General features: G+C 71.5%; 15 protein-coding genes. 7 read left to right on the top strand and 8 right to left on the bottom strand.

The window, feature by feature from the left end:
* Nucleotides 1–26: 26 nt before the first annotated feature.
* Entirely contained in the window at nt 27–1,211 is a 1,185-nt protein-coding gene (locus tag IEZ11_RS07890) for a beta-ketoacyl-[acyl-carrier-protein] synthase family protein (protein WP_189261891.1), read from the bottom strand.
* A gap of 604 nt (nt 1,212–1,815) precedes the next feature.
* On the opposite strand from IEZ11_RS07890, the gene IEZ11_RS07885 reads away from it, so the two are divergent.
* From IEZ11_RS07885 to IEZ11_RS07875, 3 genes are all read left to right on the top strand, one after another.
* Nucleotides 1,816–2,271 (top strand): DUF485 domain-containing protein, encoded by a 456-nt coding sequence (locus IEZ11_RS07885; protein ID WP_189261890.1) that lies wholly within the window; start codon nt 1,816–1,818, stop codon nt 2,269–2,271.
* Nucleotides 2,268–3,884, top strand: coding sequence for a sodium/solute symporter (locus IEZ11_RS07880; RefSeq protein ID WP_189261889.1), 1,617 nt, complete (start codon nt 2,268–2,270; stop codon nt 3,882–3,884). The genes IEZ11_RS07885 and IEZ11_RS07880 overlap by 4 nt, the downstream gene beginning before the upstream one ends.
* Before the next feature lie 155 nt (nt 3,885–4,039).
* A complete protein-coding gene (locus tag IEZ11_RS07875; protein WP_189261888.1) occupies nt 4,040–4,186 on the top strand; it encodes a hypothetical protein in 147 nt (48 codons plus the stop codon).
* A 9-nt stretch (nt 4,187–4,195) separates the two neighbouring features.
* Here the strand turns inward: IEZ11_RS07875 and IEZ11_RS07870 are convergent, their stop codons facing one another.
* Entirely contained in the window at nt 4,196–4,402 is a 207-nt protein-coding gene (locus tag IEZ11_RS07870; RefSeq protein ID WP_089106986.1) for a hypothetical protein, read from the bottom strand.
* 300 nt (nt 4,403–4,702) lie between these two features.
* Between IEZ11_RS07870 and IEZ11_RS07865 the strand changes: the two genes are divergently transcribed.
* Nucleotides 4,703–6,136 (top strand): arabinofuranosidase catalytic domain-containing protein, encoded by a 1,434-nt coding sequence (locus IEZ11_RS07865; RefSeq protein WP_229712868.1) that lies wholly within the window; start codon nt 4,703–4,705, stop codon nt 6,134–6,136.
* Nucleotides 6,137–6,144: 8 nt separating this feature from the next.
* Here IEZ11_RS07865 and IEZ11_RS07860 read toward each other — a convergent pair whose 3' ends face one another.
* Both IEZ11_RS07860 and IEZ11_RS07855 read right to left on the bottom strand, forming a co-directional pair.
* A complete protein-coding gene (locus IEZ11_RS07860) occupies nt 6,145–8,190 on the bottom strand; it encodes an ATP-binding protein (RefSeq protein WP_189261887.1) in 2,046 nt (681 codons plus the stop codon).
* A 149-nt stretch (nt 8,191–8,339) separates the two neighbouring features.
* Entirely contained in the window at nt 8,340–8,864 is a 525-nt protein-coding gene (locus IEZ11_RS07855; protein WP_189261886.1) for a MarR family winged helix-turn-helix transcriptional regulator, read from the bottom strand.
* A 39-nt stretch (nt 8,865–8,903) separates the two neighbouring features.
* Between IEZ11_RS07855 and IEZ11_RS07850 the strand changes: the two genes are divergently transcribed.
* On the top strand, nt 8,904–9,824 hold the full coding sequence (locus tag IEZ11_RS07850; protein WP_189261885.1) for an EamA family transporter: 921 nt from the start codon (nt 8,904–8,906) through the stop codon (nt 9,822–9,824).
* Here IEZ11_RS07850 and IEZ11_RS07845 read toward each other — a convergent pair.
* From IEZ11_RS07845 to IEZ11_RS07835, 3 genes are all read right to left on the bottom strand, one after another.
* Nucleotides 9,795–10,799: a L,D-transpeptidase gene (locus tag IEZ11_RS07845; RefSeq protein ID WP_189261884.1), complete on the bottom strand. Its 1,005-nt coding sequence runs from the start codon at nt 10,797–10,799 to the stop codon at nt 9,795–9,797. The genes IEZ11_RS07850 and IEZ11_RS07845 overlap by 30 nt on opposite strands.
* Before the next feature lie 283 nt (nt 10,800–11,082).
* Entirely contained in the window at nt 11,083–12,990 is a 1,908-nt protein-coding gene (locus IEZ11_RS07840; protein WP_229712867.1) for an FHA domain-containing protein, read from the bottom strand.
* Nucleotides 12,991–13,373: 383 nt separating this feature from the next.
* Complete coding sequence (locus IEZ11_RS07835; protein WP_189261883.1) at nt 13,374–14,987, bottom strand: purple acid phosphatase family protein; 1,614 nt, start codon at nt 14,985–14,987, stop codon at nt 13,374–13,376.
* A gap of 255 nt (nt 14,988–15,242) precedes the next feature.
* Here IEZ11_RS07835 and IEZ11_RS07830 point away from each other — a divergent pair, with 255 nt between their 5' ends.
* Complete coding sequence (locus IEZ11_RS07830) at nt 15,243–16,139, top strand: RNA polymerase sigma-70 factor (RefSeq protein ID WP_189261882.1); 897 nt, start codon at nt 15,243–15,245, stop codon at nt 16,137–16,139.
* A 103-nt stretch (nt 16,140–16,242) separates the two neighbouring features.
* Nucleotides 16,243–16,989: an SDR family oxidoreductase gene (locus IEZ11_RS07825; protein ID WP_189261881.1), complete on the top strand. Its 747-nt coding sequence runs from the start codon at nt 16,243–16,245 to the stop codon at nt 16,987–16,989.
* 55 nt (nt 16,990–17,044) lie between these two features.
* Here IEZ11_RS07825 and IEZ11_RS07820 read toward each other — a convergent pair whose 3' ends face one another.
* Entirely contained in the window at nt 17,045–17,386 is a 342-nt protein-coding gene (locus tag IEZ11_RS07820) for a hypothetical protein (protein WP_189261880.1), read from the bottom strand.
* Between the last annotated feature and the right edge of the window lie 283 nt (nt 17,387–17,669).

Below are 17,669 nucleotides of genomic sequence, written 5' to 3'. Positions count from 1 at the left end.
GCCGGACCGGGCGGGACGGACCCCGGCTACAGCCACTCCCCCTCGACGGCCGTAGCGGTCAGGCCGGGCGCGGCCGCGTACAGCACCGTACGGCTGCCCGACTTCTGGCCGGCGTCGTGCGCGCGGCGCAGGATGTCGAGTACGGCGGCCCCTCCGCGGTTGCCCGTGGTGTAACTGTCCCGGCTGTGGGCCAGCAGCCCTTCCGGCCACGAGTCGGGCATCGTCTGTTCCATGTACTCCAGCACGCGCGTCCCGCCCGGATGCGCGAGCAGCAGATCGGGATGCCAAGGGGTGCCGTCGTCCTGGTGCCGCGCCCGCAGCCACTTCCACATCTCGGTCACCGTCTCCTGCACGGCGCGGGGCCCCCGGCGGTCCATCACGAAGTGCGTGCCGTCGTCCCGGGTCTCCAGCCGGTGCAGGTCCGTGGTGCCGGGCAGGGTGTGGTGCCAGACCGCGTCCAGGCGCAGGACCGACTCCGTCCGGGGGCGGCCGGTGACCACCACGGCGACGGCGGTGTCCGCGAAGAGCAGCCGGACGATGAGTGATTCCAGGGTGTCGTCGGCGGGCTGGTAGGTGGTGCTCAGTGCCTCGGATATCACGACGAGGACCACCCGGTCGGGGTCCGCGGCGACCAGGTCGGCCGCCAGCGCCAGGGACCGGGTGCCGGCGATGCAGGCCCACTGGGTGGCCGGCAGCAGGAGTACGTCGCCGCGCAGCTGAAGGCGGTTGAGCAGGGCCAGGTCCAGACCGGGCAGGGCCGGGGTGGTGGAGTGACTGGTGATCAGACAGTCGACGTCGGCGGTGTCCAGTCCGGCGGTCCGAAGGGCTTCGCGGGCCGCGCGTTCCGCGTAGGTCTGCACGGCCGCCCAGGCCGGTGCGGTGCGCTCCTGGACGGTCTGCGGCGCCGGTATCGCCTCCAGCGCGGCGATCGCGCGGTTCACCTCGTCGTCGGTGAACCCGTTGCGGGCCAGTGCGGTACGGGCCGGACCGGCGCCCGGAGTTCGCAGACCCGTGCCGCCGCCGGGCCCGGCCGCCGCCGCCAGCGGCAGCATCCATCCACGGGACTCGATGCCCGTGCTCGCGGCGATGCCGTCGATCCGCGACAGCCACGGCGCCTGCGGGTGCCGGCCGCGCACCTCCGCCAGGATCTCGCCGGTCTTCACGACATGTTCGCCTTGTACCACCACAGGAGGACACAGATAAGCGCCCATAGCACACGTCTTTCGCAGAAAGCTCATGAATGTTGCGAAGTGTCCGAAACCTGCCTGTTTTTACGGGGCGAGCTCAAGACGCCGTCATTGCAATGTACTTCGCATTCGACAATTCATGGACTGCTTCATCTGCCGCCGAAGCCCTGCCGGTTCGCACTCGACGGCCAGGCCCTGATCGTTGCCGCGCAAACTCCTTGCCGTCTTCGGGAGTTGGGCGACGAACGGATCGAACCACCGTCCGGGACCGCGGCCACCCATGAAGTGCGTCACAGCAGCGGTGTGCGACGGCGCATTTTTCGATCCAATCGCGCCACCTCGCGCTCCACCCATGCTTCATCACCTCCCGACGGAGACCCCGACGTCAGCCCCACCCGCCACGGGCCGCCCGCGCCCGCCGCTGTCGCACCTCTGGCGGAAAACGCCCAGGTCCGGGACCATTACGCCCAGTTCACCCGACCGCGACGCACGACACGGCGTCCTCGACCGACCGGCGCACACGGCTTCCCACGACCTCCCGCCCGCACGGCGTGCGGTCGCCCGAACCGCTCTTCCCGCTCGCGGCTCCGCCACGGCCGGGCGCGGCCCCCATCGAGGAGTTGCCGAAATGTCCTACGATGTGCCTGAATTACCCTCGGACCGGCCTTCGCACGGCCCCTCCCACGACGGCAGGTACGACCGTGTGTACGACCGCCCGTCCCCGACCTGGTCGACCGGCCAGGAGGCGTACGGCACCGGCCGGGCCGGGCCGCGCTCCGGCGCCCACCGCACCCTGCGCCTGCTGCGACGGGCGTACCGGTGGCACCGGCGGGTGGCGACGCTCACCGCGCTCGGCTACTTCGTCGCCTTCCTCACCCTGACCGTCAAGGCCCCTTCCCTGATGGCCCGCCCCGGACCGGGCGGGCTGCCGACCGGGCTGGTCCTGGCCCTCGTCCAGATTCCGGTCACCTGGCTGGCGGTTCTCCTCTACGAAGCCGCCGCGCACCGCTTCGTGGATCCCCTGGCGCGCCGCGCCCGCCGTCAGGCGAGCGTGTCCGGCGCGGACCGGGAGCACGCGCCGTGACCGGGTTCGGCGGCTCCGCCCAGTCCTGGTCCCTGGTCGCGTTCTGCGCGGTCGTCGCCCTCACCCTGCTGCTGTGCGTGCTCACCGGCCCGGAGGCGGACGACCTCCCCGAGTTCTACACCGGGTACCGGTCCCTGTCGCCGTTGCGCAACGGGCTGGCCGTCGCCGGTGACTACATCTCCGCCGCCACCGTCCTCACCATCGGGGGGATCATCGCCCTGTGCGGCTACGACGGCATCGTCCTGGCCCTCAGCGCCCTGCTGTCGCTGCTGTTGCTGATGTTCCTGCTGGCCGAACCCCTCCACAACACCGGCCGTTACACCATGGGCGACGCGCTGGCCCGCCGCCACCCGGCCCGCTCGGTCCGCGTCACGGCCTGCCTGGTCACCCTCGCCGCGCTCGTCCCGATGATGGTCGTCCAGCTCGCCGGGGTGGGGGAACTCCTGGCGTACGTCCTCGGGTTCTCCGACATCGGCATGCGGGACGGGTGTGTGGCCGGGGCCGGAGTCCTCATGATCAGTTACGCGGCGCTGGGCGGGATGCCCGGCACCGCACTGGTCCAGATCATCAAGACCGTGGCGCTGCTCGGCTCCGGGCTGGTCGTGAGTGTGCTGATCCTGCGCGCGTTCGACTGGCAGCCCCAGACGCTGTTCCACGCGGCGGCCCGGCAGAGCGGGGCCGGCGACGCCTATCTGACCTGGGGTCTCCAGTACTCCAGCAGCCCGCACCCCGCTCTGGACATGGCCAGCACCCAGTGCGCCATCGTGCTGGGCGGCGCCTGCCTGCCGCACGTCACCATGCGGATGTACACGGCGGGCACACCGCGCCAGGTCCGGCGCGCGATGTCCTGGGCGGTCTCCTCGGTGACCCTGTTCATCCTGATGCTCACGGTGATCTGCACCGGTGCGACCGCGCTGGTCGGGCACGACCGCATCACCGCCGCCGACGCGCACGGCACGACCGCCTATCTGCTGGGCGCCCGCGCCGCGTTCGGCGCCACTCTGTCCCGGCCGGAGAGCCTGCTCTTCGCCACCGTCACCACCGCCGTCTTCCTCACCCTGCTCGCCTCCGTCGCGAGCATGACGCTGGCCTGCGCCAACACCCTCGCGCACGACCTGACCGCGTCCCGGGCCACTCCCCCGGCCCCGGCCCGGGAACTCGCCCTCGCCCGGTTCAGCGCCCTGGCCGTCGGCGTCCCCACCGTCCTGCTGGCCGTACTCGCCCAGCGCCGCAGCCTCCAGCCGCTGGCCACGGTCTCCTTCACCCTCGGCGCCTCCGCCATCGCGCCCGCGCTCCTCTACACCCTCTTCTGGCGCCGGTACACGCGCACGGCGCTCCTGGCCACCCTCGTCGTGGGCGCGCTCAGCGTGCTCGCCCTCACCCCGGGCACCACCCTGGTCTCCGGAACGCCGCTGTCCGCCTTCCCCGACGCCGACTTCGCCTGGTTCCCCTACAACACGCCCGCGCTCGTGTCCGTGCCCGCGGGCTTCCTCGCCGGCTGGCTCACCACCGTCCTGTCCGGCCGCCGGGCCACCGACCGTGAACGCACCCGCTACGCGTCCCACGAGCACCACCTGCTCACCGGGCCACCACCACGGCGCTCGCCCCGGTAGGACCGCGTCGGGGGTCGCCCGGGAACACGAACGGCCCGCTGCGGCAGCCGCTCACGCAAGACGCCGGGCCGGCCAGGTCCTGACCGGCCAGGTGCGATCGCCCGACCGCCGCCGGGTCCGGGCGGAGCCCGTCCCGGAGGCGATGCCGGGATCTCATGGAACCGTGGTCCGAGTCGGGCTGGGGACGACGGGAGATGTGCGCCGACCGCACCGAGGACGAGCGCACCCTGTCGTACCGGCACATGCGGCGCACCGTCGAACTCTCCCGTCAACCGGTCCCCCGCCTGCGCGGCCAGGGATGACGGCCGGGGTCACCTGGCCGGGGGCGGGTCCTGGAGGCCGGTGGTCATGGACGTGGCGGCCGCGTTGAGACCCGCCACCGCGGCCTTGGGGAGCGCCCCGGCGACCTTGGTGGCGAGGTCACGGGACGGGCCGGAGGCGGATCCGTCCGCATGGGCAGGGGCGGCAAGGGCCAGACCGGTCAGAGCGAGCGCGGTGGCAGTGATGATCCTCTTCATGCCCTGAGGAACGACCGGCACCGGCCGGGGACACGACCGACAGCGCCTCACCTCGAAAAACGGCCCCTGCCCGCGAGTGGCCACTCCGCCTCCGCACGCCACCAGAGTGAGCGGTGCTCACATATTGACGCGGTCGCACACCATGCGTAGGTTCCGGGCCGAGCCGGTCCAAGAGCTGTGTCGCCGCGCCCTCGGTGCGGCCCGCCCCCCACTCCAGCTTCGAAGGGACGCGCCATGCGTGGTTCCCCGCCCGCCCGCAATGTCATGAACTCGCCAATCACGGAGTTACGGGGATCGCGGATGGCGGCCGTGCTGGCCGTCCTCGGTCTCGCTCTGGGGACGCTGCTCGGGTTTCCGGCCGCCTCGCAGGCCGCCGGATCGCTGCCGTGCGACATCTACGCCGCTGCCGGTACCCCGTGCGTGGCCGCGCACAGCGTCACCCGTGCGCTGCTCTCCTCCTACGACGGCCCGCTCTACCAGGTGACCCGTGTCCCGGACGGGGCCACCGCCGACATCGGACCGCTGACGCAGGGCGGTTACGCCGACGCGGCGGCCCAGGACGCCTTCTGCGCCGTCGACGGCGGCTGCCGGATCACGAGGATCTACGACCAGAGCGGACGCCACAACGACCTCACCCCCGCGCCCGCCGGCACCTCCGGCACAGGTGCCGACCGGGGTGCCGACGCGTCCGAGACCGCCGTCACCGCGGGCGGCCACAAGGTGTACGGCCTCTGGATCTCGCCCGCAGTGGGCTACCGCTACACCGGGGTCGCCTCCGGCGTCGCGGTGAACGGGCAGCCGGAAGGCGCCTACATGGTGGCCAGCGGCACCCACGTCGGCTCCGCCTGCTGCTTCGACTACGGCAACGCCGAGAGCACCCCCGCCGACACCGGCAACGGGCACATGGACGCCGTCTCGATCGCCACCACCTGCTATTTCGCTCCGTGCACCGGCAACGGCCCATGGGTGGAGGCCGATCTGGAGAACGGCATGTTCCAGGGCGACAACGGCTCGAACACCGCCAACCTGGGCAACAGCGGCGCCTTCGTCACCGCCGTACTGAAGAACGACGGCCGGACCAACTACGCGCTCAAGGGCGGCGACTCCCGGTCGGGCGGGCTGAGCACCTGGTGGGACGGCGCGCTGCCCACCCGGGGCGGCTACCGGCCGATGCAGCAGGAGGGCGGCATCATCCTGGGCATCGGCGGCGACAACAGCAACTGGAACCGGGGCACCTTCTTCGAGGGCGTCATGGTCTCCGGCTGTCCCACCGACGCGGCCGAGAACGCCGTCCAGGCGAACATCGTCTCCGTCGGCTACAGCGGCCGGACGGACGTGCCGAACGGCCCGCAGGGGACGATCACCGGTCCGGGCGGCACGTGCGTGGACGTCGCCGCCGACGACACCGGCACCGACGGCGCCGCCGTACAGCTGTGGGACTGCCAGACGTACGCCGAGGACCAGTACTGGACACACAACCCGGACGGCTCGCTGTCCACCCTCGGGCGGTGCCTCGACATCGTGGGCAACGGCACGGCGGCCGGCACCGAGGTCGAGCTGTGGGACTGCAACGGCGTCGGCGGCCAGAAATGGGCGCAACAGGCCGACGGTTCCCTCCTCAACCCCCAGTCCGGACGCTGCCTCGACTCCCCCGGCGGCGCCACCGCCAACGGCACCCGCCTCCGGATCTGGGACTGCGACGGCTCCGCCGCGCAGGCGTTCAGCCTGAGTTGAGCGGTCGGTCACGCCTCGGGCACCGGTCCTCCGTGCGCTCCCCAGGACACGAGTGAGCGCGCGTCGCTCGCGGCCGCCCGCCGGAAGGTCTGGCCGTACCCCTTCAGTCCCATGCGGTGCACGAGCCTGTCCTCGCACTCGTTGCGCAGTGCCGCCATCTCCGGCGTGCCGCGTTGCGGGTGCCCGACCGTCTCCCAGAAGCGCGCCGCCGCGCCGAAGGCGTACGCGGCGGCGGGCTCCTCCCCCGCGTCGGCGAGGGCGATGGCAAGGAGATCCATGACCATGGCGATCCCGAAGGCGTCCCCGATGTGCTGTTTGGCGTCGAGGGCGGCCCGTGCGTGGCGCACGGCATCGCGTGGCCGACCCGTGAGGAAGGCGATGAGGGCCAGTTGGTGCTCCGCGTAGGAGCGGGTCCAGTGCTCGTCCAACCCCGCACAGAGGTCGCGGAGTTCCAGTGCCTCCTGGCGGGCCTGGTCCAGCCGGCCGGAGCCGGTGAGCCCGAAGACGTGGACCAGGCGGCACAGCACCGCCGGTGCGGTCAGGTGTTCCGGGCGGACGTGGAGGGCGGCGGCCTCCGTCGTCTCGACACCGCTGACCGCGGCGAGGGGGCGCCCTTCCAGCAGGTGCAGCAGGCCGTCCAGGTAGACGGCTCGCCCGAGCCCGTCGGCGTCGCGGACCGCCGTGGCGGTGCGCCGGCAGGCGGCGGCCGTCTCGTGCGCCGCGGCCTGCTCGCCCTGGAGGGTCAGCGTCAGTCCCAGGCTCCACAGCCCCTGCACCCAGATCTCGTTCGGCACCCGGACGGCCGGATCGGTCGCCTTCTCCAGGTACTGGCGGGCCTCGTACAGGTATCCCGAGCAGACCCAGAAGAAGGTGACATTGCCGATCAGCTCCAGCGCGGCGGCCGGGTCGGTGGCCAGGAGATGGTCGGCCGCCAGCCGGATGTCCGCGTGCAGGAACCCGATCCGCCGGTACCAGTCGCGCTGCGCCGGGCCGAACCACTCCCGATGCGCCTGCCGGGTCCGGGCGAGCACGTACTGGGCGTGGCGCTGGGCCAGTTCCTGCTCGGCGTCCAGCTCGGACAGCCACATCCGGCCGTACTCACGCACGGCGTCCAGCATCCGGTACGTTCCGTCCTTCCGGATGACGACGGACTTGTCGCACAGTGCGACCAGGGTCCACCCGACGCCACCGGGTGAGAGCGGACCGCCGCCGGCCAGCTGTCCGGCCAGTTCGTCGTCGAACGAGGCGGGCAGATACGAGAGCCGCGCCCACAACAGCCGCTCCACGGGGGTGCACAGTTCGTGGCTCCAGCCGATGGTGGTGCGCAGGGCCGAGTGCCGCGGCGGCCATCTGCGGGCCGGTGCCCGGGGCAGGTCCACCGCCGCGTACGGGCCCGCGCAGAGATCCCGCAACGACATGCTGCGTAACTGCCCGGCCGCGAGCTCCAACGCCAGCGGCAGCCGCTCCAGCTGGTCGCACAGGCTCGCGGCCAGTCGCCGGTCGGTGTCGTCCTCGATCGGGCTCCCCGCCGCCGCGGCACGGTCGGTGAACAGCGCGACCGCCTCCTCCGCGGTGCCGAACGGCTCGATCTCGACGACCGCCTCGTCGCGGACCCGTAGCGGCTCCCTGCTGGTGGCCAGGATGCGCAGGTTCGGGCAGGCCGTCAGGAGGTCGCCGGCCAGGTTGCGGCACTCGGCCGGCAGGTGCTCGCACGAGTCCAGGACCAGCAGCGTCCGACGGTCGCCGATCCACGCGCAGATCGCGTCCGCCGGCAGCCTCGGGGTGTGGTCGGACAGCCCCAGCGCGTCCGCGACGGTGGCCGCGAGCAGGTGTGCGTTGCGCAGCGGGGAGAGGTCGGCCCAGGCGACCTCCGCGCCGCCCTCGGCCACCGCCCCGCCCAGGGACACCACCCGCTGGGCGAGCCGGGTCTTGCCGACCCCTCCCGCGCCGCTCAGGGTGACCAGTCTGCTCCTGCTCATCACCGAGGCGATCAGGTCGAGTTCAGCCGTGCGGCCGACGAACGAGGTCTCCGCGTCCCACATCATCCACACCATGCGCACATCCTCGGGGGCGAGCCGATGCGCGATGAGCGGATCAAAGCATTGCCGCATGGCCCGCGCCCCCGGCCTCTACCCTGGATCGAGCCCTGCCGTGCGCGCGCGGGGATCACCCACCCGAGTGAATCGGCCTCGTCGGGAGCCGGTCACTCGCCACCGGGGGTGCGGGCCTCCTCCAGGCGCGAGAGCCAGCCGGTGAGAAGCGTTTCGAGCTGCTGGGCCTCGGCGGGCGTCAACAGGTCCACCAGGTTGTGCTCGTTGCGCAGGTGATCCGTGAAGGCGCGGTCGATGAGGTCGCGCCCCGGTGCGGTGAGAGCGACGATACGGCCGCGCTGGTCGTCGTCGGAGCGGCGGCGGGTGACGAGTCCGGCCCGTTCCAGGCGGTCGATCCGCTTCGTCATCGCGCCGGTGGTGACCATGGTGTGCGCGGCGAGCTCGCCGGGTGCCCGCTCGTACGGCTCCCCGGCACGGCGCAGGGCGCACAGGACGTCGAACTCCCCCTCGCTCAGGCCGTAGCGGCCGTAGACGAGGCAGAGCTCGTCGGTGAGCCGGCCGGCCAGGCGGTGCAGTCTGCCGATCACCCCCAGCGGCGCGGTGTCCAGGTCGGGCCGCTCGCGGCGCCAGTCGGCCTGGATGCGGGTCACGCGGTCGATCGGTTCACCGTGCTTCATGCGCCCATGATAGCTTCCCGGGAAGCTATATTGGCTTCCATGGAAGCCAATTCGCGTTGGGTGGCGGTGACCGCGGTGGCACCGGTGGCCTGGGGTGCCAACTACTACGTGACACACGAGTTCCTGCCGGCCGACCACCCGCTCTACGGGGCCGCCCTGCGGGCGCTGCCCGCCGGCCTCGTCCTGCTGGCCCTGCGCAGGCAGCGGCCGCGCGGCGTGTGGTGGTGGCGGTCGGCGGTGCTCGGACTCGTCAACATGAGCGGGTTCTTCGTCCTCGTCTACGCGGCCTCCCAGCTGCTTCCGACGAGCGTCGCCTCGACCGTCATGGCCGTGTCCCCGCTGACGATGATGCTCATGGCCTGGCCCCTGGTCGCCGAGCGGCCCCGGGCCGCCCAGCTGGCCTGCGCCCTGATCGGACTCGGCGGGGTCTGCCTCATGCTGCTCACGGGGGTGCGGGGGACGAGCGTGGCAGGAGTCCTCGCGTCCGCCGCCGCCATGCTGGTGTCGGCGTTCGGGCACGTCCTGACGAAGCGGTGGAGCGACGGTGCCGACGTGCTCGCCTCGACGGCCTGGCAGCTCACGGCCGGAGGTCTCGTCCTGCTCCCGGTCGCCGCGGTGGTCGAGGGCGCTCCGCCCGCCCTCTCCGTCCCGGCGCTCCTCGCGTTCGGCTACGTCTCCCTGGTCGCCACCGCGCTGGCCTTCGTCGCCTGGTTCACCGGTCTGCGGCACCTGTCCGCGGGAACGGTCGGGCTGATAGGCCTGCTCAACCCCGTCACGGGCGTCCTGCTCGGCACGGCGGTGGCCGGAGAGGTGCTGACCGTCCAGCAACTGTGCGGGCTGGTCCTGGTCCTGGCCGGCGTCGTCCTGGGCCGGCCCAGGCGGGCGGGCGCCTCCTCCGTGGCGGAGCAGCGGCGCCCGTCCCGCCGCGGGTCACAGCGTCGCGGTCGTCTGCTGTCCTGACGCGCTGCCCGTGAGCCACTGGTCCCAGCCCAGGTTGAAGTCGGCGTAGCCGTTGTCGGCCGGGGCCTTGCCCCGGGGCGAGCCGGTGATGGTGATGGGGTCGCCCTGCTTGACCTGGCCGTAGAACCACTTGGCGTCGGACAGCGACAGGTGGACGCAGCCGTGCGAACCGCGGGCGCTGCCGCTGCCCGGGTACGGGTCGCCGGTCGAGTAGTGCACGTACGTACCGGACTGGGTCAGGTGGACGTCCCAGGGCAGCGTCAGGTCGTAGAAGTTGGGGCTGCCCTTGTCGCAGCTGATGCCGACACTGCAGGAGGTCATGTGGACCTTCTCCTGCTTGTCGATGACGGCCATCGTGCCGTCCCACGTCGGGTACTGGGCGCTGCCCGCGTTGATCGACAGGGTGCGCACCGCCTTGCCGTCGCGGGTCACCTTCATGGTGTGGCCGGTCACCGAGACGTCCGCGCGCACGTCGTCGCCGATCGTGAAGGTGTGCGTGTAGCCGTGCACGCCGTAACGCCCGTTGCCGTTGCTGACGCCCGTCATGTCGGCGTCGATCTTCACCTTGGTGCCGGAGGGCCAGTACGTCTTCGGCCGCCAGTCGGCGCGCCGGTCGCCCATCCAGTGCCAGGCGCCGACCACCGGCTGCGAGGTGCTGACCTTCATGTGCTTCTCGACCGTGGACCGCGCCTTCGCCGCCACCGGGTTCGTGAAGATGACCGAGATCGGCATGGCCACGCCGACCGTGGTGCCGGTCTGCGGGGTGATGGTGTCCAGCAGCATCGGCGGGCCCGCGGGCTTCGTGGGACTGGGCGAGGCACTGGCGCTCTGCTTCCCCGAGGCCTTCGCGTCGTCCCCGCTCGCCTTGTCGCTGCTGCTGCCTCCGCCGCAGGCGGTCACCCCCACCAGCATTGCGACCGTACCGACTGCGATGCCTATGCCGCCCTTGCGCCGTCCCACGCCTGCCCCACTCATCTCGCTCCGCGGCCTCGACAGGCCCCACTGTCCGTCAGACACCCGAAGCAGGCGATGTAGTTCCGCGCGGCAAGTAAAACTTGGATCAAGGCGCGCTGCGCGGCGCCGGACGGGAACCGACCAGGCCCCCGGCCCGCCCGAAGGGGGTGGAGCGAGGCCCTCGGCGGTCCGCAGCTCTGCGCGCTGCCGGTGCGGCACGAGAGGGACCGGAGGACGGCCCCGCCCGCCGGTGCACGTGGTCCGGCGGGCGGGGTGCCCGAAGCGCTGGGGGTGCTCGGGGTGACTAGGCCTGGGCGGCCGGTTCCAGTGCCTCCACGGCCGCGGCCGCCGCGGACGAGTCCTGGCCGTAGAAGATGTCGATGTCGACCTCCTCGCCGCCCATCGTCAGCGTGTCCCAGGCGCCGCTGAGGACGAGCATCCGCAGGGTGGCCGGCTGGAGGGTGCGGAGGCGTTCCAGGATCGCCTCGTCGTCCGGCATGCCGGGCAGACGGAGCGCCAGGCGGGCGCGGATGGCCTGCATGCGCTCCAGCAGCGTCTTGGTGTCCGCCTCACGGTCGGGCTCTTCGGGGATCCCGTCGATGCCGTGGCCGATGATGTCCTTGATCGCCCAGGTGACGCCCCGGTCGTCGGTGGTGACCATCGCCTTCCAGGCCCGGCTCTTGTGCCGGTACTGCAGCATCGACATCGCCGCCTCGTGCCGCAGGAAGTCCGCGTCCCGGAACGACCTGCCGTTCCAGGCCCCGTTGAGGGAGCGGGCCAGCGAGATGGCGGAGGCGAGGCCGCTGTTGAGGCCACGGCCCGGCCAGAAGTGGATCGCGTTCGCGGCGTCGCCGAGCAGGAAGCCGTAGGTGCCCGGCGAGGTGGTCGTGGGAGGCAGCAACTCGGCGGAGAACCGGGGGCGTTGCACCATGTCCAAGCGGAAGCTGGTGACCGCCGACAGGTCGTCGGCCTCGACGCCGAACAGCAGCAGGCCCTCCTGCACCCGCCGCCACAGGGCCGAGCCCTTGACCAGCGCGGGCAGGAACAGCGTGCCGTGCGTCGAGCACTGGAAGTCGCCGTACTCGTCGCGGTCCATCAGACACGGCCGGGAGGCGATGCACTCCTCGAAGACCCGGCGGACCGGGTCCAGGCCGATCACCTCGGCCGCCTCGGCGTCGGTCAGCCGCATGTTGAGGAAGCCCTCACCGCGCAGCGAGTTGAGCAGGAAGCGGTTCTGGGCGACCGTCATCAGGACGGCCATGGGGTCGGTCAGACCGGACTTCACGCGCAGTCCGAGGACGACGTCCTGGAGGTGGCGGCCTTCCAGGGAGTAGATCGACTCGTCGGCCTTGCCGAACCGGGCGGCGAAGTGCTCCCGGGTGCGCGACCGGCCGCCGTCGCAGATCGCGAGGACCTGCTGACCGGCGAGCGCCTCCTGCTCCTTCGCCGCGTCGAACCGCGCGGGTATGAGGCGTATCCGGTCCCGCTTCTCGTTCGCCAGCTCCAGCAGCCGGTCCTCGATGTAGGCGATGCGCATGTTGCGCGGGCTGTGGTCGCCGACCGAGTCCGGGCCGGAGGGCCACATCTCCGTGTAGTGCTCCGGGTCGAAGAGGCGCGCCTGTACCTCCTCGGGCCATGCGAGGTACTGGCGGCTCTGCACGGTCACCACCTGCTGGCGCCGTACGTTGCCCTCGTCCTGGCTCTTCCAGACGACGGTACGGCCCTGCTTGCGCCACCTGCCGTCGTAGACGGTGATCTTCACCTGGGGTCCGAGGAAGTGCTCCAGGAGCAGGGCCAGGGACAGGCCGACGGGGCCGCCGCCGGCCACGGTGACCTGGAGCACGGGCCCCTTCTCGCCCTCCTGCGGACCGTGCGTGACCGAGCGGGGCAGGGAGAGCGCCATCAGCGTCTCCATCGCGTCCGCGACCTCGAAGCGGAACTCCTGGTCGCCCAGGGTGATTTCGTCGCCCGGCTGGAGCAGCCGGTTCTCCACCTCGTCCCCGTTGACCAGGGTGCCGTTGCTGCTGGCCAGGTCGTGCAGTACGTAGCCCTCGTCCTGGTCGAAGACGATCTCCGCATGGAAGCGGGAGACACTGAGGCTGGAGATGACGACCGAGTTCTCCGAGTTACGTCCGAAGGTGACGCGGGTGTCCAGGATCGGGATGCGCTCTCCCGCCAACAGACCTTCGAGCCCGACGAGCACCGGTGCCACGGCACTTCCTTCCAGGAGTGGATGATCTCGACATCACTGCGGCACCACCGGACACTGCCACGCACGTCCACGCCGGGCGGCAGTCAACCGGCGGAACAGCGACACGCTTGACATATGACCGAACCGTGAAATCGATCAGGTGCGACGGCGCCACGGCTCTCCTGACGGCGTCCGGCTTTCCTCACCAATCGCCCCCATCCGGGAGCTTATACCTGCTCAGCCAGGCCTTTCCAGTGGGCGCCACGCGGTGATCCCGACCCGGCGTGGCGGGAGTTCGCCGCTTTCGGCCAGGGATCCACACCGTGACCGGCACGGCGCGCGGGCCGGGCGGCAGCCGCCCGGCCCGCGTCGTCCGCGTCGTCCGCGTCGTCCGCGTCGTCCGATCAGCGGGCGTGGCCGTCGGAGCGCTTGCGGTGCAGGCTGAAGGTCTCGAAGACCGACAGTTCACCGTTCGGCTTGTTCACGTTGTAGTACGTGACGTGCATCCGGGTGGTGTCACCGGCGTGCCGGCCCGGGTCGACGGTGAAGGCGGCGAAGCCGTAGGGGTGTTCGACGTCCCGGACGCCCACCCACACCGCCTTCTCCTGGACGTAGGTGGAGGTGCGCTTGCCGTTGGGGCCGGCGGTGGACGAGACGGCGGTGATCACCTTGCCCGTGCCGTCGTTGAAGAACTTCTGGTTGGTGGTGCCCGAGACACCGCCGCCGCCGAGGATCATGTGCACGGTGCCCAGGTCGGCGTCGATGTCGTCGGTGGCCTGGGAGACCGGGTTGGGCGTCAGCGTCTCGCTGCCGTTCACCACGCCGCGCACGGCCAGCGAGCGCTCGTAGTTGTGCTCGTGACCGCAGAGCACCAGGTCGACGCCGTACCGGTCGAACAGCGGGCCGTACTTCTCGCGCAGGCCCAGGTCCGCGCCGTTGGCGTCCGAGGAGCTGACCATGACCTGGTGCATGGCCACGACCACCCAGTCGACGTCCTTCGAGGCGCGGGCCGCCTTCAGTTCCTTCTCCAGGAAGGCGAGCTGGCGGCCGCCCGAGTAGCCGCTGATGTAGACGTCGCCGCCGTCCTGGAGGCAGTTGTCGTCGTTCTGCAGCACGATGACCCGCACCGAACCGGCCGTGAACGCGTACCACAGGCCGGCGAGTTCGGCGTCGGTCTCGGTGGAGGGCAGCGAGAAGTACGTCTGGTAGGCGCCGAGGCCGAGCGGTCCGTTGGCCTTCTCGATCTCGTGGTTGCCGGCCGCCGGCATCCAGGGCCGGAAGCGTGCCGAACGGGTGTTGTTGGTGAAGAAGTTGTTCCAGGTGCGCACCCGGTCGACGTCCAGGTTGGCGTAGCAGAGGTCGCCGTTGAGCAGGTGGAACAGCGGGGCGACCTGCTCGATGCCGGTGACGATGTCCTTCGTCGCGGGCGTGGAGTTGGCGTCCAGGCCGACGGTGCCGTCGGCCGCCCAGGTGACCTGCGGGGCGGACTGGTCGCCGAAGCTGGTGAAGGTGACCGGCCGGCGTCCCTGCGGTGCCGTGCGGAACGTACCGCTGTCGGGGGTCGCCCCCTCGTGCGTGGCGAGGTAGAGGTAGTCCGTGTCCGGGGTGAGCCCCTTCAGCGGGGCGTGGTGGACGTAGACGGTGCGGTTGGAGGTGCCGTCTACGTAGGTGACCGTCTGGGCCTTCTTGCTGGAGCCGAAGCCGTGCTCCAGGGTGCCGTAGCGCACGACGGGCCTGGTCACCGGGCGGTCCGTGATCCAGGACACCGTCATCTGGGTCCGCGGGTCCGCCCCGAAGGTCAGGTGCAGGCCCTGGACGGGGGGTGCGCCGGAGGAGTCGGCGGTGAGGTGGAAGGCCGGAGCGGCGAGCGGCGCGGCCTGTGCCGTACCCGCTCCCAGCAGCCCGGTGGCGGCGGCCCCTGCCCCCGCGGTCCCCAGCAGGCCCAGCGCGTGACGACGGCTGAGTCCCTCCGGACCCTCCGCCGGTCTGTCCTCTGCGGACTCTGTGTGTGTGGTCATGACGCCCTCCCGACGAGCAGCTGAGCAGACAACGACCGCACCCTGGCCCAGCCCAACTGCTGCCACGTGAACGCCACATGGCCACATGGTCATCACCCGCCGGGCATCAGCCCGACCAGACCGACACCTGCCCGTGTCTTTACCGGACGCCGCCCCGCCCTTGACCTCGGGGGGGGGCGGCGACACCCCGGCGGCCGTGCGCCGGTCGGCGCCGGGCCGGCTTGTAGCATGCTGGTCCGACCCTGGAGGACATCGATGCACGCCGGTGACCATGCCGACTCCCTTGACCGGGCGACAAAGGAGTTCATCGCGGCGCGGCCGCAGCTCTTCGGCATCGCCTACCGGGTGATCGGCAGCGCCGCGGAGGCCGAGGACATCGTCCAGGAGGCGTGGCTGCGGTGGCAGAGCACCGACCGGGCCGACATCCGTGAGCCCGCCGCCTTCCTGGCCACGGTGACCGCCCGGCTGGCGATCAACTTCACCCAGTCGGCCCGGATGCGCCGGGAGTCCTACGTCGGCCCCTGGCTGCCCGAGCCCGTCGACACGAGCACGGATCCGCAGCTGGGCGCGGAGCGCGCGGAGGCGCTCGACATGGCGGTTCTCTTCCTGCTGGAGAAGCTGAACCCGGTGGAGCGGGCCGCGTACGTGCTGCGGGAGGCGTTCGACTACACGTACCGGCGGATCGCGGACATCGTGGAGACCAGCGAGGCCAACGCCCGCCAGCTGGTGAGCCGGGCCCGCAAGCGGCTGACGGCGGAGCGCAGGGAGCCGGTCGACTCCGCCGAGCACCGGCGTTTCCTGGAGGTGTTCCTGGCCGCGGCGCAGAACGGCGATCTGCCGGTGCTGGAGGAGATCCTCACCGAGGACGTGGTCAGCTACGCCGACGGTGGCGGACTGCGCGGGGCGTCGAAGATCCCGGTGTCCGGGCGGCCGCACGTCTCCCGGTACCTCGTCGCCTTCGCCCCGCGCTTCTGGCCGCAGGCCCAGGTGCGCTGGGTCGAGGCCAACGGCAGGCCGGCCGTCCTGGTCTCGGCCTCGGGCACCCCGGTGGCCCTGCTGACCGCCGACGTGTCGGCGCGCGGCATCGAGCGCCTCATGTGGGTGATGAACCCCGCCAAGCTGGCTCCGTACGTGGCCTCGCTGGACGGGTGAGGCTCCCGTTTCCCACCGCTTCTCGGACCGCGTGTCACACCTGCGGAGGCTGCGCGGTCACTTCTGGTGAAAGCACCAGAGAGAACCCGAGAGGAATTCCGTCATGAAGGTGGTAGTGATCGGTGGCACCGGGCTCATCGGCTCGAAGCTGGTCCGCCGGCTCGGCGAACACGGTCACGAGGCGGTCGTCGCCTCGCCGAGCACCGGTGTCGACACCCTCACCGGCGAGGGTCTGGCCGAGGTCCTGGCGGGCGCCCCGGTCGTGGTCGACGTGTCCAACTCCCCGTCCTTCGACGACCAGGCCGTCATGGACTTCTTCCGCACCTCCACGGCCAACGTCCTGAAGGCGGAGGCCGAGGCCGGTGTGGGGCACCATGTGGCGCTGTCCGTGGTGGGCACCGACCGGCTCCAGGGGAGCGGGTACTTCCGGGCCAAGCAGGCCCAGGAGGAGCTGATCAAGGCGTCCGGCATCCCCTATTCCATCGTCCACGCGACGCAGTTCTTCGAGTTCGCGAAGGGGCTCGCCGACGGGGTCACCGAGGGTGACACCGTGCGCCTGCCCGCCGGCCGGATCCAGCCCATGGTCTCCGACGACGTGGCCGCGGCCGTGGGCCGCGTCGCGGTCGGCGCCCCGGTGAACGGTGTCGCGGAGGCGGCTGGCCCGGAGGCGTTCGAGCTGGAGGAGTTCATCCGGATGGGACTCGCCGCGCTGGGCGACCCCCGCAAGATCGTCACGGACCCGGAGGCGACGTACTGGGGTGCCGAGCTCCAGGAGGACACGCTCCTGCCCGGCTCGGACGCGCGCCTCGGCGAGGTCCGGTTCGCCGACTGGCTGGCCCGGCAGCAGTAGGGAGTGCGGGGTCCGGCGCGCGCCGGACCCCCTCTCCTCGCTCCGGCTCCCCGGCCTACGAAGCGCCGACCAGCACCACGGTGACGCAGATCGCCATCGCCGCGGTGATCAGGAGCATCGCGGTCAGCGTTCCGCGCAGCCAGTGTCCGAAGCGGGCCTGGTGCCGGCGCTCCACCGCGCTGACGCTGGCGGCGATGTGCTCGGTCACCATGTGGGCCACATAGGTCTGTTCCTGGAGGTACCAGCGCTCGATGTCCGACTTCTGCTCCCGCGTCAGCCCCGGTTCGCGGGCGACGAAGTCCGAGACGCGCCGTCGTGCCGCTCGTAGATGGGCCTGCTGGTACAGGAACTCCTGGATGTCGGTCAGGCCGCGGGCGGCCTCCTCGCTCGTGTCCATGGTGTGCTCCACAGGTGAGGCGGCGGCTGTCCGGCCAGTCGCTGTGGTGCTCGGGCGCGGTGTACGCGCAGCAGCGCCGGGAGGGAGAGCAGCGCGCACGAACGTATCGAGCCGGGACTGGTCGGGGCCGGCGGTCTCGCGAACGCCGTGGTGGGAGCTGGCGCAAACGGTGTGAAGGACCAGCGTGACAAGTTCCGCACCCAGCCGCAAGGGTGTCGGACCACGTCGGATCCCGCACCCTGCCGCCGCCCGGCTCACGCGACACACGACTGACAGGAAGCTG

The organism is Streptomyces fuscichromogenes, assembly GCF_014645815.1.
Lineage (GTDB): Bacteria > Actinomycetota > Actinomycetes > Streptomycetales > Streptomycetaceae > Streptomyces > Streptomyces fuscichromogenes.
Note: the sequence above shows the minus strand (reverse complement) of the source record. Positions and strands in the feature narration are given on the sequence as shown.